The organism is Amycolatopsis sp. CB00013 (assembly GCF_001905755.1).
In the GTDB taxonomy this organism is placed as follows: domain Bacteria; phylum Actinomycetota; class Actinomycetes; order Mycobacteriales; family Pseudonocardiaceae; genus Amycolatopsis; species Amycolatopsis japonica.
This window is the reverse complement of record NZ_LIWC01000001.1, coordinates 2,050,075-2,064,718: the sequence shown is the minus strand read 5'-3', so window position 1 is coordinate 2,064,718 and position 14,644 is coordinate 2,050,075. Positions and strand designations below refer to the sequence as shown.

Annotated in this window: 14 protein-coding genes and 1 pseudogene; 9 read left to right on the top strand and 6 right to left on the bottom strand. The window is 68.1% G+C overall.

What is annotated here, in order from left to right:
* Positions 1-2: 2 nt before the first annotated feature.
* Positions 3-761, bottom strand: a complete 759-nt coding sequence (locus AMK34_RS09200) for a sigma-70 family RNA polymerase sigma factor (protein ID WP_038511781.1) — start codon at positions 759-761, stop codon at positions 3-5.
* A gap of 66 nt (positions 762-827) precedes the next feature.
* Here AMK34_RS09200 and AMK34_RS09195 point away from each other — a divergent pair, with 66 nt between their 5' ends.
* The 6 genes from AMK34_RS09195 to AMK34_RS09170 all read left to right on the top strand — a co-directional run bounded on the left by AMK34_RS09195 (position 828) and on the right by AMK34_RS09170 (position 6,476).
* Positions 828-1,511: a TetR/AcrR family transcriptional regulator gene (locus tag AMK34_RS09195; RefSeq protein ID WP_038511784.1), complete on the top strand. Its 684-nt coding sequence runs from the start codon at positions 828-830 to the stop codon at positions 1,509-1,511.
* Positions 1,512-1,566: 55 nt separating this feature from the next.
* Positions 1,567-2,247 (top strand): GNAT family N-acetyltransferase, encoded by a 681-nt coding sequence (locus AMK34_RS09190; protein ID WP_073844302.1) that lies wholly within the window; start codon positions 1,567-1,569, stop codon positions 2,245-2,247.
* A 70-nt stretch (positions 2,248-2,317) separates the two neighbouring features.
* Positions 2,318-3,349 (top strand): L-threonine 3-dehydrogenase, encoded by a 1,032-nt coding sequence (gene tdh, locus AMK34_RS09185; protein WP_038511790.1) that lies wholly within the window; start codon positions 2,318-2,320, stop codon positions 3,347-3,349.
* Positions 3,349-4,530 carry a glycine C-acetyltransferase gene (locus tag AMK34_RS09180; RefSeq protein WP_073844300.1) on the top strand — a complete coding sequence of 394 codons (1,182 nt, stop codon included), beginning with the start codon at positions 3,349-3,351 and terminating at the stop codon, positions 4,528-4,530. The genes tdh and AMK34_RS09180 overlap by 1 nt, the downstream gene beginning before the upstream one ends.
* Complete coding sequence (locus AMK34_RS09175; protein WP_073844298.1) at positions 4,527-5,441, top strand: LysR family transcriptional regulator; 915 nt, start codon at positions 4,527-4,529, stop codon at positions 5,439-5,441. The genes AMK34_RS09180 and AMK34_RS09175 overlap by 4 nt, the downstream gene beginning before the upstream one ends.
* Positions 5,442-5,480: 39 nt before the next feature.
* Positions 5,481-6,476, top strand: a complete 996-nt coding sequence (locus AMK34_RS09170; protein ID WP_073844296.1) for a TerC/Alx family metal homeostasis membrane protein — start codon at positions 5,481-5,483, stop codon at positions 6,474-6,476.
* On the opposite strand, the gene AMK34_RS09165 is transcribed toward AMK34_RS09170, so the two are convergent.
* Positions 6,473-7,036 carry a TetR/AcrR family transcriptional regulator gene (locus AMK34_RS09165; RefSeq protein ID WP_073844295.1) on the bottom strand — a complete coding sequence of 188 codons (564 nt, stop codon included), beginning with the start codon at positions 7,034-7,036 and terminating at the stop codon, positions 6,473-6,475. The two genes, AMK34_RS09170 and AMK34_RS09165, sit on opposite strands and share 4 nt — an antisense overlap.
* A gap of 82 nt (positions 7,037-7,118) precedes the next feature.
* Here AMK34_RS09165 and AMK34_RS09160 point away from each other — a divergent pair, with 82 nt between their 5' ends.
* Both AMK34_RS09160 and AMK34_RS09155 read left to right on the top strand, forming a co-directional pair.
* Positions 7,119-8,171, top strand: a complete 1,053-nt coding sequence (locus AMK34_RS09160) for an FAD-dependent oxidoreductase (protein ID WP_073844718.1) — start codon at positions 7,119-7,121, stop codon at positions 8,169-8,171.
* 54 nt (positions 8,172-8,225) lie between these two features.
* A complete protein-coding gene (locus AMK34_RS09155; protein ID WP_241832727.1) occupies positions 8,226-9,464 on the top strand; it encodes an HNH endonuclease signature motif containing protein in 1,239 nt (412 codons plus the stop codon).
* Between the two features lie 272 nt (positions 9,465-9,736).
* Here the strand turns inward: AMK34_RS09155 and AMK34_RS42535 are convergent.
* The 4 genes and pseudogenes from AMK34_RS42535 to AMK34_RS09135 form a co-directional block, all read right to left on the bottom strand.
* Positions 9,737-9,862 (bottom strand): annotated as a pseudogene (locus AMK34_RS42535) (transposase); the annotation flags it as partial.
* Positions 9,863-10,260: 398 nt separating this feature from the next.
* Positions 10,261-11,607: an MFS transporter gene (locus AMK34_RS09145; protein ID WP_073844293.1), complete on the bottom strand. Its 1,347-nt coding sequence runs from the start codon at positions 11,605-11,607 to the stop codon at positions 10,261-10,263.
* 64 nt (positions 11,608-11,671) lie between these two features.
* The gene (locus AMK34_RS09140) at positions 11,672-12,454 is read right to left on the bottom strand and encodes an alpha/beta fold hydrolase (protein WP_073844291.1); all 783 of its coding nucleotides are present in this window, start codon (positions 12,452-12,454) and stop codon (positions 11,672-11,674) included.
* A complete protein-coding gene (locus AMK34_RS09135; protein WP_073844289.1) occupies positions 12,451-13,398 on the bottom strand; it encodes a LysR family transcriptional regulator in 948 nt (315 codons plus the stop codon). Before AMK34_RS09135 ends, AMK34_RS09140 begins: the two co-directional genes overlap by 4 nt.
* Positions 13,399-13,484: 86 nt before the next feature.
* Here AMK34_RS09135 and AMK34_RS09130 point away from each other — a divergent pair, with 86 nt between their 5' ends.
* Entirely contained in the window at positions 13,485-14,633 is a 1,149-nt protein-coding gene (locus tag AMK34_RS09130; RefSeq protein WP_073844287.1) for an acyl-CoA dehydrogenase family protein, read from the top strand.
* Positions 14,634-14,644: the final 11 nt, after the last annotated feature.

Below are 14,644 nucleotides of genomic sequence, written 5' to 3'. Positions count from 1 at the left end.
TCTCAGGCGGGGACGGCGCGGACGCCCGGCGGCATCTCGCGGTTGACCTCGTCGAGCCGGGTGGCGACGGTCCGGCAGGGTTCACAGCCCGCCAGATGCGCGGCGATCAGATCCGCGCGGCGGCCCGGCACACCGCCGCGCAGCCACGCGCCCATCCGGCGCCGCGCTTCCTGACAGCACGGCGTTCCCGTTTCGGGGACCTGCGCCTGGAGGAAGGCCTGGCGCAGCCCTTCGCGGGCCCGCAAGGCGAGGACGGAGGCGCCGTTGGGCGACACGCCCAGCAGCGGCGCCACCACCTTCGGGGAATCGCCCTCGGCTTCGGTCCGCCACAGCACGGTCCGCCAGCGGCCGGGCAGCGCGCAGTACGCCGTCCACGCCAGCCGGGCGTTCGAGCGGAGGATGACGAGTTCCTCCGCGCCCACGACTCCGGCGGCCTCTTCGACCGCCGGGGTCGTGCCGTACAGCTCGACCCGTTTGTGGTGACGGCTCCACTTGGCGGCGAGATTCCGGATGGTGACCGCGAGGTAGGGGCGGAGGTTTTCGCGCGGTCCGCCGCCGTCGCGGATGACGCTCAGGACCCGTACGAAGGCTTCGGCCACGAGGTCGTCCCGCTCGGCGGGGTCGGCGACCCAGCCGGCGGCGATGCGGCGGAGCGGCTCGGCGTGGCGCCGGAAAAGTGTCTCGCCGGCGGCGATGTCACCGGCGCGGAAGGCGTCGAGCAGCGTGGCGTCCGCTGTGGTGTCTTCGACGTCATTCCTCATCGCGGTCTCCCGAAGTAACGGGTACGGCAGTGTACCGGTAACCCGGCCACCGATAAACTCCGGGGGATGACGCCTGAAGCCGACGCGCCGCGGCCGGACGGCCGGGCGGCGCGCTGGGCGGGACAGCGGGAGCGCCGCCGACGGGAATTCGTCGACGCGGCGTTGCGCGCGATCGCCGAGCACGGTCCGGAGGTCTCCACCGAACAGATCGCCGACGAGGCGGGGGTGGCCAGAACCCGGGTGTACAAGCATTTCGACGACGCCGCCGACCTGCAGCGTGCGATCGCCGACCGCGCCGTCCGCCTCATCACCGCCGAACTGGCCCCGCTGTGGGACCCGAGCGGGACGCCGATGCAGCTGATCACCATCGCGGTGGGCGCGCATACCGGCTGGCTCGCCGAACACGGGAACCTCTACCGCTATCTCGCCAGGCACTCCCAAGCCGGGCGGCGCGGCGGCGACGCCATCACCGACGTCAGAACGGCGATCGCCCGGCAGCTCTCCATCCTGTTCGAGCACTACCTCGACACCTTCGATCTCGACGGCCGGATCGCCGAACCGCTCGCCTTCGGGCTGGTCGGCCTCGTCGACACGAGTGCCGCGCGCTGGCTGGAGAATCCGGGCGGCCTCGAACTCCCGGAGCTCGCGAGCCAGCTGGTGCGGTGGATCTGGCGGGTCATCGACGACACGCTCCGGGAACGCGGGGTCGAACTCGACCCGCATTCGCCGCTGCTCGTGCCGGGCGGCTGAGCGCTCAGGATGTGGGAGCGGGAATGAAAGCCGGTCCGCCGGTGTCGGAGCGGTCATGGTCACCCCTTTCGACGACCCGGCCTGGGCTTCGCTGACCGGCCCGCACGCCCATTTCGCTGAGCGCTCCGGCCAGGTCCTGCGCTACCAGGTCGACGTCGCGCCGTTCTTCGCCCTGCCCCCTGAGCCGGACGACGGCGTGTGGGCCGACGTCGCCGCGCTGGCGGGCCCCGGTCAGACGGTCACCGTCCACAACGCGCTGCCCGTCCCGGCCGACTGGGAAGTCCTCGGCAGGATCGCCGGAGTCCGGCTGGTCGACGTCGCGCTCGAAGCCGCCGAAGATCCCGAAGCGGTCGTGCTGGGGCCCGACGACGTCCCGGAGATGCTCGACCTCGTCGAACGGACCAAGCCGGGTCCGTTCCGGAAGCGGACCATCGAATTGGGGACATACCTGGGAATCCGGCGCGACGGCGAGCTGATCGCGATGGCCGGGGAGCGGATGCACCCGCCCGGCTGGACCGAGATCAGCGCCGTCTGCACCGACCCGGCGTATCGCGGCCAAGGACTGGCGACCCGGCTCATCCGCGCGGTGGCGGCGGGGATCCGGGCCCGCGGCGAACACCCGATGATGCACGCGGCGGCGACGAACACGCCGGCCATCAGGCTCTACGAATCGATCGGTTTCGAGGTGGTGCCGCGGCCGGACTTCGTGTCGGTCCGCGTCCCGGGCTCCTTGTGAAGACACGCTAACGAGGGATTTCAGAAACTCGCGATGGACTGAACAGCACGGGCGGGCCAGACTTCGCGCCATGAAGGCATTGGTCAAAGCCGACCGAGCACCCGGGCTGGAACTCACCGACGTTCCGGACCCCGCGGTCGGCCCCGGCGACGTCGCCGTCCGCGTGCTGCGCGCCGGGATCTGCGGTACCGATCTGCACATCGACTCCTGGGACGACTGGGCGGCGCGCACCATCGCCGCGCCGCTGGTCATCGGGCACGAGTTCGTCGGCGAGGTGGTCGAGATCGGCCGGTCGGTGACCACGGTCAAGGTGGGCGACCTGGTCAGCGGCGAGGGACATCTCGTCTGCGGAAGCTGCCGCAACTGCAAGGCCGGGCGGCGTCATCTGTGCGCCAGGACCAAGGGCCTCGGCGTGCACACCGACGGCGCCTTCGCGCAGTACGCCGTGCTGCCCGAGATGAACGCCTGGGTGCACCGCACCAAGGTCGACCTCGACATCGCCGCGATCTTCGACCCGCTCGGCAACGCCGTGCACACCGCGCTGTCCTTCCCCGTCATCGGCGAGGACGTGCTGGTCACCGGCGCCGGTCCGATCGGCATCATGGCCGCCGCCATCGCGCGCCACGCGGGCGCGCGCAACGTCGTCGTCACCGACGTCAGCGAGCACCGCCTCGAACTGGCCCGCAAGGTCGGCGTCGACCTCGCGCTGGACGTCTCCTCCGCGACCATCGCCGACGCGCAGCAGAAGCTCGGCATGGCCGAGGGCTTCGACGTCGGCATGGAGATGAGCGGGCGGCCCGAGGCGCTGCGCGACATGATCGCGAACATGTCGCACGGCGGGCGCGTCGCGCTGCTCGGCCTTCCCGCTTCCGACGTGTCGGTCGACATCGCGTCCGTGGTGCTGAAGATGATCCAGCTCAAGGGGATCTACGGACGCGAGATGTTCGAGACGTGGTACTCGATGTCCGTCCTGCTGCAGGCCGGGCTGGACATCTCGCCGGTGATCACCCACCGGTTCGGCTACACCGAATACGAGAAGGCGTTCGCGACGGCCAGGGAAGGCCGCTGCGGCAAGGTCATTCTGGACTGGACGGAGAACTGATGTACGGCGCGATGCGCGACGACCTCAAGGCCGGGCTCGCCGAGATCCGGGAAGCCGGGCTGTACAAGGGCGAGCGGGTGATCCAGGGACCGCAACGGGCTTCGGTCAGCGTCGGTGACGGCGACGTCCTCAACTTCTGCGCCAACAACTACCTCGGCCTCGCCGACCACCCCAAGCTGATCAAGGCCGCGCAAGAGGCGCTGGACCGCTGGGGCTTCGGCATGGCGTCGGTGCGGTTCATCTGCGGGACCCAGCAGCCGCACAAGGAACTCGAGGCGAAGCTGTCGGAGTTCCTCGGCACCGAGGACACGATCCTCTACAGCTCCTGTTTCGACGCCAACGCCGGGCTGTTCGAGACGCTGCTGACCGATCAGGACGTCATCATCTCCGACGAGCTCAACCACGCGTCGATCATCGACGGCGTCCGGCTCTGCAAGGCGAAGCGGATGCGCTACCGCAACCGTGACGTCGCGGATCTGGAGGCCAGGCTGAAGGAGGCGTCCGGCGCGCGGTACCGGATGATCGCCACCGACGGCGTGTTCTCGATGGACGGCTACCTCGCGCCGCTCGACGAGATCTGCGAGCTGGCCGAGCGCTACGACGCGCTGGTGATGGTGGACGACTCGCACGCCGTCGGCTTCACCGGCCCGACCGGTCGCGGTACGCCCGAGCTGTTCGGCGTGCAGGACAAGGTCGACGTGCTGACCGGCACGCTCGGCAAGGCGCTCGGCGGCGCGAGCGGCGGCTACACCTCGGGCCGCGCGGAGATCGTCGAGATGCTGCGGCAGCGCTCGCGGCCGTACCTGTTCTCGAACTCGCTGGCGCCGTCGATCACCGCGGCCGCGCTCGCCACGCTGGAACTGCTGGACTCCTCCAGCGACCTGCTGGGCAAGCTGCGCGCCAACACCGAGCTGTTCCGGCGCCGGATGACCGAGGCCGGTTTCGATCTTCTCCCGGGTGAGCACCCCATCATCCCGGTGATGATCGGTGACGCCGCCAAGGCGGGCAAGACGGCGGATCTGCTGCTCGACCAGGGCATCTACGTGATCGGCTTCTCGTATCCGGTGGTGCCGCTCGAGCTGGCCCGGATCCGGACGCAGATGTCGGCCGCGCATTCGACCGAAGACGTCAACCGGGCCGTCGACGCGTTCGTGACGGCAAGGTCCATGATGGACGAATGATCGATCCGCGACGGCTGCGCGTGCTGCGTGCCCTCGCCGACCACGGCACCGTGACGGCGGCGGGTCAGGCGCTGCACCTGACGCCGTCCGCGGTCTCCCAGCAGCTGGCCGCCCTCGAAGCCGAGTGCGGCCAGCAGCTGCTCCGCCGCCGGGGCAGGCGGGTTTCGCTGACCCCGGCGGGTGAATTGATGGTGGTGCACGCCAACGCCGTCGCCGCCGAACTGGAACGGGCGCGGGCGACTCTCGCCGCGCTCGATTCCGGTGTCCAGGGCATGGTGCGGCTGGCGAGTTTCGCCTCGGCGATCACGATGGTCGTGGCGCCGGCGATCGCTTCGCTGCGCGCCGGTTCGCCCGGGGTGACCATGCAGGTGCAGGACGTCGAGGGGCACGCGAGCATCCCGCTGCTGCTCGACGGCGAGGTCGATCTGGCGATCACCGAGGAGTACCGGCTCTCGCCACGGACGGATGAAAGCAGGCTCACCCGGTTCCCGTTGTACGTGGAGCCCTTCGACGTCGTGCTGCCCACCGCGCACCGGCTCGCCGGGGCGTCCGAAGTGGACATCGACGACCTCGCCGACGACGAGTGGATCGCGCCGAAACCCGGGAATCCCTGCCGCGACGTGCTGATGATCGTCTGCGCCAACCCGGAGATCCGGCACGTCTCCGACGATTTCCACGCGATCACCACCCTGGTCGCCGCCGGCGAGGGCGTGGCCTTGGTGCCGCGCAACGCTTTCACGGCGGTTCCCGGTGCGGTCGCCGTCCCGTTGCGCGGCGAACCGCCGTTGCGCCGGGTGTTCGCCGCCGTCCGGCGGGGGAGCGCGGATCACCCGTTGCTCAAGACCGTGCTCGCCGCGTTGCTGGACGCGGCGCCGGGTCATGCGAATGCGGAGCGGGGGAGTCGCATTTAAGATCTGGGCACCTGCCGTCGAAGGAAAGACAGGGTCCGGATGCTCCAGATCGATGCCCTCACCTGGATCGTCACGATCGGGCTGGTGCTCGGGCTCCTGGCGCTCGATCTCATCCTCGCGGCGGTGCGGCCGCACAAGGTCGGCTTCGGCGAGGCGGTGGCCTGGTCGATCGGCTACATCCTGGTCGCGGTGGCGTTCGGTGTCTGGCTGACGCTGGCGCACGGCGGCGACTTCGGGCAGCAGTACTTCGCGGGCTACATCGTGGAGAAGAGCCTGTCGGTCGACAACCTCTTCGTCTTCGTGATCATCATGAGCACCTTCGCGGTACCCGAGGAGCATCAGCACAAGGTGCTCACGTTCGGCATCGTCGTCGCGCTGATCATGCGCGCGATCTTCATCGCTCTCGGCGCGACGCTGCTTTCCTTGTTCTCCTTCATGTTCCTGCTGTTCGGGCTGCTGCTGATCTACACCGGTATCCAGCTGTTCCGGCATCGGGACGAGGATCCGGACGTCGAGAACAACGTGGTGGTGCGGACCGCGCGCCGTCTGCTGCCGCTGTCGACCGAGTACGACGGCGGCAAGCTGTTCACCCGGGTCGAGGGAAAGCGTGTGGGCACGCCGCTGGTCGTGGTGCTGCTCGCGATCGGCGGGATCGACCTGCTGTTCGCGCTGGACTCGATTCCGGCGGTCTTCGGTGTCACCGACGAGCCTTATCTGGTCTTCGCGGCCAACGCGTTCGCCCTGTTGGGCCTGCGGGCGCTGTACTTCCTCGTGAAGGGGCTGCTCGATCGCCTGGTGTACCTGTCCGCCGGGCTCGCGGTGATCCTCGGGTTCATCGGGATCAAGCTGATCCTGCACTGGGCCCACGTGGACATCGACGAAAGCGTTCCGGAGATCTCGACGCCGGTCAGCCTCGCGGTGATCATCGGCATCCTCGTGGTGGTGACGGTGGCGAGTCTGCTCAAGACCCGCAACGATCCTTCCGCCAAAGCGCACCCGGGCTCGCTGCGCGGCTCCCGTCCCGAAGAGGACTAGCGCCAGCCCGCTTCGAGGAGATCGAAGATCCTCTCGACGTCCTCTCGCGGATCCTTTCGGCCTCGGGTGAGGGCCGGTATGTCCAGTACGAAGCGGGCGAGGGCGCGGCAAGCGATGTCTTCGGAGCTCACGCCGGTCTCCTCGGCGATGGCGGCGCCGAGGGCCGCGGCGTGCCGGGTCCACATACGCTCGCCGTACTCCTGCAGTGCCGGGGTGCCGCTCACCAGCGCGGTGAACTCGGCGTACTGGGGGTGCGTCGTGAGCGGAAGCCAGGTGGCGAGCACGTAGGCGCGTAACGCCTCGACGATGCTCTGGCCCTCTTCGCGCTCCCGGACGGCGGCGACAAGGCGTGCCTCACGGTCCTGCGATTCGTCGAAGACTAGCGCTTCCTTGCCGGGGAAGTGCTTGAACAGCGTCGTCGTCGAGACGTCGGCCGCCTCGGCGATGTCGCGGATGCTGACTTGGTCGTAGCCGCGCTCCAGGAACAGGTTCAACGCGGCGTCCGCCAGTGCCTGGCGGGTGGCCGCCTTCTTGCGTTCACGCCGTCCCGGTGTCTCCATGGGCGCACTCTACATCAGGAGTTGTCACGGTCACTAAGTTGACTCGTTGCACTTTTCAACTCGTTCTGCTTTTCTGGTGTTCATGACGATCAGCATCATCGGAGCGGGTCCGGGTGGCCTGACCTGCGCCCGCATCCTTCAACAGCACGGCATTCCCGTGACGGTCTACGACCGCGACCCCCATCCCGCGGCTCGCAACCAGGGCGGCACCCTCGACCTCCACGTGGACGACGGGCAGCTGGCCCTGCGCGAAGCCGGCCTCCTCGACGAGTTCTTCGCGCTCGCCCGGCCGGAAGGGCAGGAGATGCGCAAACTGGATCCCGACGGACGGCTCTTGGCGCACCATGTCCCGGCCGAGGGGGAGCTGTTCAAACCGGAGATCGACCGCGGTCAGCTGCGTGGCCTGCTTCTCGACTCGCTGAAGCCGGACACCGTCCAGTGGGGACGGACCCTGGATCGCGTCGAGGCTCCCGGGCTTCTTCGGTTCACGGATGGGGAGACGGTCGAGACGGACCTGATCATCGGCGCCGATGGCGCGTGGTCACGGGTCCGTCCGGCGGTTTCGGCGGCCGTGCCCGAGTATGTCGGGGTCACCTTCCTGGAGGCCTGGTTCGAAGATGTCCGGAACGCGCACCCTGAACTCGCCGAACTCGTCGGCCAGGGCAGCGCGATGGCGGCCGACGGTGAGCGGTGCCTGTTCGCGCAGCGCAACAGCGGCGACCACATCCGGGTCTACATCGTCCAGCGGATGCCCGCGGACTGGGCCGGGTCGGGTTGTGACGTCCGAGGTCGGCTGCTCGAAGCGTTCTCCGGCTGGTCGCCGTCGTTGCTGCGGATGATCACCGACAACGACGGGCCGTATGTCGATCGGCCGTTGTTCGCACTGCCGGTCCCGCATACGTGGGAGCACAAGCCGTGGGTGACCCTGCTCGGCGACGCCGCTCACCTGATGCCGCCGCTGGGTGTCGGGGTCAACCTGGCCATGCTCGACGCTTGCGAACTCGCCTTGGCGTTGGCCGGTTCGGCCAGTTTGGGTGAGGCGGTCGGGGTTTATGAGGCGACGATGCTGCCGCGGTCGGCTGAGTTCGCTCGGCGGCTGGAGAATGGTGCTGAGGGTTTGCTTGATGTCGATTAGTGTTGCTGTGTAACGGTTTCAGAAACTGTCGGTGGTCGGTTGTACGTTCTGCGGGTGGACACACTCAACGCCACTGTGGCGCGTTTGAAGGAAATCACCTCGTCGGAAGTTTTGCGGGAGGTTAATGCTTCGCTGGATTCGTTGGGGGACAACGATGCCGTTGATGCCGCCGTGGCGGCGTCGGAGGGGATCGCGCGGTTGGAGGCTGTTCGGTTCCGTGCTTTGGGTCGGTTGAGTCGACATCGTGGTGGTGCGGGCAGTGTGGTGCAGGAGGTCGCGTTCGCTCTGTCCGTTGTGGACGGTCATGCTGCTGGTCTGGTCTCTACGGCTGAGGCGTTGACGACTCGTCTGCCGCGTACGTTGGGTTTGTTGGATGCCGGGAAGGTGGGTGGGTACGGGGCGATGAAGGTCGCTGCGGCCACTGCCTGGCTCTCGGACGAGGACGCCCGTGCGGTGGACGCGGTGCTGGAGGATCGGTTGCCGGACCGGAATTCGGATCAGATCCGGAAGGCGGCGAATCACGCGGCGATGATGGCCGATCGTGAGGGGGCGGCTCGTCGTGTGGAGCGGAATCGTGGCGGGCGTCGCCTATCGATCCGGCAGGGTGAGACCGGGGTGGCGTCCATCGAAGTCGAAGACGGGCCGGTGGAGAAGGTGGCTGCCGCCTATACGCGGATCGACCGTGAAGCCCGCGCCCTGCGGGCCGGTGGGGAGACCCGCACCCTGGACCAGCTACGTGCTGACGTCGCTCTTGATCTTTTGCTGGGTGGTCAGGGCGGGAAGAGTGAACGGTCGGAGGTGTTCCTCTACATGGGCTTGAACACCTACCTCGGGTTGAACGATGATCCTGCGGAGATGGCTGGGCATGGGCATATTCCGGCGTCGTTGGCCCGTGAGATCGCCGGCGGGTCGAATACGGTGTTGCGGCGGATCATCACGGACCCGCTCTCGGGGCAGGTTCTCGACCTCGGCCGCGACCGGTATCGACCCACTGCCGGTCTGGACGAGTTCGTTCGGGTGCGGGACCGTGAGTGCCGAAGACCCGGGTGTCATCGTGTGGCGCAGGCCTGCGACCTCGATCATTCGCTGCCGTGGCAACACGGTGGCCACACCGCGGATACCGAGCTGATCGATCTGTGCCGCCGTGATCATCGGTTGAAGGACGAACCTGGGTGGAACTATCGGTTGGGTTCTGATGGGACTCTCACGATCACGACGCCTACGGGGCGGAGTTATGACAGCTCGCCTCCGCCGTTGCATGAACCCCGCGACGAGGAAGCGCCACCGTTCTGAGCCGTCGCCGGAAAACGGCAACGGCTCAGGTGTCACCACCGTTCGGAGCTGTTGCCGGAAAACGACCGCGATGTTGTCAGCCCACCGGTTGTGTTGCCGGGAATCGGCGATGGTGCAGGGGCGGGCTTGTCAAGTTTTCTGTGTAAGTGATCGGAAAATGGGGTTCTCTTTGATGTAGTGGGTGATGCGTTCGGGGAAGGTCATGGTGAGGGAGTCGAGGGCTTTCTGCCAGCCTTGGATGGTGGCGCCTTCGACGAGTTTGGCGGGGGGTGGATCAGATGGCTCGTGCAGGTCTGCACGGTGGTCTGCGACCAGGTTGCCTCGATGGTCTCGGGAAACCCGGTGAGGCCGTCGCAGGACACGATCAGCACGTGCCGGATTCCCCGGTTGCGCAGCTCGGGTCCCTCGCCGGTCAACACCACGCCATCATCCACTTTGGATACAAGGTGATCAAGAAGGCCGGCGTCAACCATGTACTCCCGCAATCGACACAACAACGTCGATCTCATACACAGAACATCAGACACGCCCTCGGGGCGGCCGACCTCATGATGCGTCGTTGCCGCGCTGGACCGTCGCCGGAAAACGACCACGGCTCAGCTCCGAAGAGTCCTCACGCAGTCTCCTTCGGCTGGGACAGCTGTCGCCGGAATTCGGCAACAGTCTGACGCGGCGGACAGGACTCAAAACGTGGCCGCCCGCCTGCCCGTTACCGAAATCTGGCAACGCCCCCCAAGGACCCGCATCGCATCGCATCGCCGGTATGTCCTTGTCAGAATTCGGCTACCGCAACGCCTTACCGCACAACGGAATCCCGAGCAGGCACCTCGCCCACCTCCAAGGAAGAACCCCGCGAAGGCTCCCGCACCACCAAAGTCGCCACGAACGTCAGCCCGATGCACCCCGTGACCCACCAGAAGAACACGCTCTCGTGCCCAGCCTGCTTCAAGGCCAGTGCGATCGGTTCCGAAAGGCCGCCGAACACCGCGGTCGCCAGGGCGTGTGGCAGGCCGACGCCGAGCGCGCGGACGTTGGTGGGGAACATTTCCGCCTTGATGATGGCCGAAAGCGCGGTGTAGCCGCTGAGGAAGACCATGGCGGTGAGCATGAGCAGGAAGGCGATCCACGGATTCCCCGTCCGCCCCACGAGCGTCATGATCGGCACGGTCAGAAGCATGCCGCCGACGGAGAAGCCGAACATGACCGGGCGGCGGCCCCAGCGGTCGGAAAGGGCGCCGGCGGCGGGCTGCAGGAAGATGAACAGGAAGAGGGCGGCGAAACCGATGAGCGAAGCGGTCGGCTTCGGGATTCCGGCGGTGTTCACCATGTACTTCTGCAGGTAGCTGGTGAAGGTGTAGAACGCCACCGTCCCGCCGATGGCGAGGCCGAGGACGGCGAGGACCTGGCGGCGGTGCTCGCGCAGCAGGACCCGCAAGCCGCCAGGAGGCGAACCGGCCGCCGAAGCGCGTCGGAAGTGTTCCGATTCCACCATGCTGCGGCGGAGGTACATCACCACGAGCCCGGCGATCGCGCCGAGGACGAACGGGATCCGCCAGCCCCACGCGTACATCTGCGCTTCGGTGAGCAGCGACTGCATCACGATCATCACCAGCAGCGCCGAGAGCTGCCCGACGGTGATCGAGACGTACTGGAAGCTCGAGTAGAACCCGCGTCGCCGCGGAGTGGCGATCTCGGACAGGTAGGTCGCGCTCGAACCGAACTCGCCGCCCACCGAGAGACCTTGCGCGAGCCTGGCGACCACCAGGATCACGGGCGCGAGGATGCCGATCGACGAATAGCCCGGCGTGAGCGCGATGGCCAGCGAGCCCAAGCTCATCAGCGTCACGGAAAGGGTCAGCGCGGCCCGGCGGCCGAACCGGTCCGCGTAGAGGCCCAGGAGCCAGCCGCCGAGCGGGCGCATCAGGAACCCCACCGCGAAGACGACGGCCGTCGAAAGCAACTGCGCCGTCAGATTTCCCTCGGGGAAGAAACTGGCCGCGAAGTAGATGCTGAACGAGGCGTAGACGAACCAGTCGTACCACTCGACCAGGTTTCCGAGGCAGCCCCGGACCACATTCGCGACGACGCCGGGTGTCTTGTGCGGCAAGGGAAGCTCCTTCGCTCCGGGAATGCCGACCATCATGAGCTGTGATCCCTGCGGTTGAGAAATAGAAATCCGCGATGGGCACATACCCGGCAGGCATGGTCTACCCGAGGAAGTCGCTCACCAGGTCACTCGATTCGGGGCGGCACTCGTCGAAGTAGGCGTGCCGTGCCCCGGCGAAGAGGTGCATCCGCGCGTCGGGAATCCGCTCCGTCAGCAACGGCGCGTTCGCCACGGGCGCGAGCAGATCGTCGTCGCCGTGGAGGACCAGGGTGGGCGCGCTGATCTCCGGCAATACGTCCCAGGCGTCGTGGCCGTTGCTCGCGACGAGATGCCCGCGCACCGCGTGCGGCGACATGCCGTGCGCGCCCAGCACCCGGTACGGACCGGGATTCGCCGCGCGCCAGGCGGGCGTGTACATCAAGTCCGTCAACGTCTCGCGAGCCTCCACAGAGGATCGTCGCGCCAGGGCCAGCCGTACGTCGTTCGATCGCTCGACGCCGTGCTTGCCGCCCGGCGTGGTGCAACCGAGCACCAGCCGCCGCACCCGATCGGGATACCGCGCGGCGACCCACTGCGCGACGCGCCCGCCCATCGAGGTGCCGTAGACATCGGCCTCGCCGACCCCGAGCCCGTCGAGCACCGCGATCACGTCGTCCGCGAAACCCGTTGTGGAGTAGGCGGAATCGGGTGCGTCACTGGCGCCGGTGCCGCGATAGTCCATGGTGATCGTGCTCGGGAAATCCCCGCGCGTGCGGTCCCACCACGTGTGGTCGTTCGCCTGCCCGGCCAGCAGCATGAGCGGCCGGCCGGTGCCGTGCCACTGGTAGGCCAGCCGGGTGCCGTCCGCGGCGACGGCGTGGCCGGTGCGGGGGAGCGTGCTCATTCTTCTCCTGTTCGGTCTTCCCAGAGCCGCGCCGAGGGCCACTCGCCCTCGCGCACGGTCCGGTGGATCTGCCGGACCAGCGCCCGGGCGACGGCGTCGACGGCGGGCGTGACGCGCCCCGTCCTCGGCGTGCCGAGGACGACGGTCCGCCAGACCTCCGGTTCGCAGACCGGAGCCGCGCTCAGGGTGCCGTCGGCGACGTCCGCCGCGATGCCGATACCGGGCAGGATCGTCCAGCCGTGCCCGCCGAGCACGAGGCGTTTCTGCAGGGTCATGGCGTTGGTCTGCACGGTGACCTCCGCCTCGGTGCCCGCCTCGCGGGCCGCGCCGTCGATGAGGGTGCGCAGCGCGTGCCCCTCGGACGGCATGACCAGCGGATGCGCGGCGACCTCGGCGAACGGCACGGGTCGCGCGGGGTCGAGCCCGGCCGACGGGGGAGCGACCGCCCAGAGCCGTTCGCGGACCAGCGGGCGGACATTGAGCGACGGCGTGCTGGTCAGGTTGTAGAGCAGGCTCAGATCGACGTCACCGTCGTCGATCCACCGCTGGAGATGCCCCGAGTACGCGGTGAGCAGCCGCAGTTCGATGCCCGGATGCTCACGCAGCACGGCCGTCGTCAGCGGCGCGGCGAGCCGTTCGGCGGCGCTCTCCAGCAGGCCGACCGTGACGATGCCGGTGACCACCCCGGGTTTCGGGGCGAGCTCGGCCCGTGCCCGGTCGAGTTCGGTGAGCGCCCGGCGTGCCCGTTCGACGAGCGTCGCGCCCGCCTCGGTGGGGCGCATCCCGTGGCGGGTCCGCTCGAACAACGGCACCCCGAGTTCCTGTTCCAGGGTGCGGATCTGCCGGGTGACCGCGGGCTGGACCAGGTGCAGCAGTTCGGCCGCGCGGGTCACGCTGCCGACCTCGGCGACCGTCACCAACGCCTTGAGCTGCTTGAAGTCCACCGGCGTCCCTTCACATCGCGGACCGGTATGCGGCTATCATGATTCGGTATTTCACATACCGTCTCATCATCGCTCATGATAACAACATGACCGAGGAAGAGACCGAGATCGTCGCGCTCGTGGCCGAGTTCGTGGATCGCGAGGTCCGGCCCGTCGCGCGGGAGCTCGACCACACGAACACCTATCCCGGCGAACTCATCGACCAGATGAAGGCGATGGGAGTCTTCGGGCTGGCCGTGCCCGAGCCGTGGGGCGAGACCCACGTCTCCGCCGAGTGCTACGCGTCGGTGACGGAGGAGCTCGCCCGCGGCTGGATGAGCCTCGCCGGCGCGATGGGCGGCCACACCGTCGTCGCGAAACTCCTTGCCACGTATGGCACTCAGGAACAGAAGGACACCTACCTGCCGAAGCTGGCGACGGGCGAGATCCGCGCGACGATGGCGCTCACCGAACCCGGCGGCGGCTCGGACCTGCAGGCACTCCGCAGCACCGCACGCCGTGAGGGCGACGAGTACGTGATCAACGGCAGCAAGACGTGGATCACCAACGCGCGCCGGTCCCAGCTGGTCGCGCTGCTGTGCAAGACCGACCCCGCCGCCGAACCCGCGCACAAGGGCATCTCCGTCCTGCTGGTGGAAAAAGGGCCGGGTTTCGAGGTCTCGCGGGATCTGCCCAAGCTCGGTTACAAGGGCGTCGAGAGCTGCGAACTCTCCTTCGACGACTTCCACGCGCCGGTCACCGCCCTGCTCGGTGGCGTGGAGGGGCGTGGCTTCGCCCAGATGATGCGGGGCCTGGAGATCGGCCGGATCCAGGTCGCGGCCCGGGCGCTCGGCGTCGGCCGGGCCGCACTGGAGGATTCCCTGCGCTACGCCCAGGAACGCGAAAGCTTCGGCAAGCCGATCTGGAAGCATCAGTCGGTCGGCAACCATCTCGCGGACATGGCGACCAAACTCGAGGCCGCGCGTCAGCTGGTGCACCACGCGGCGCGCCGCTACGACTCGGGCGAACGCGCGGATCTGGAGGCCGGGATGGCGAAACTGTTCGCTTCCGAGGCAGCGATGGAGATCGCGCTCGACGCGGTCCGCATCCACGGCGGCTACGGCTATTCGACGGAGTACGACGTCGAACGGTACTTCCGCGACGCGCCACTGATGATCGTCGGCGAGGGCACCAACGAGATCCAGCGCGGCGTGATCGCGCGCCAGCTGATCGAACGGCACCGCATCCCGTCCTGACCACCGAGGAA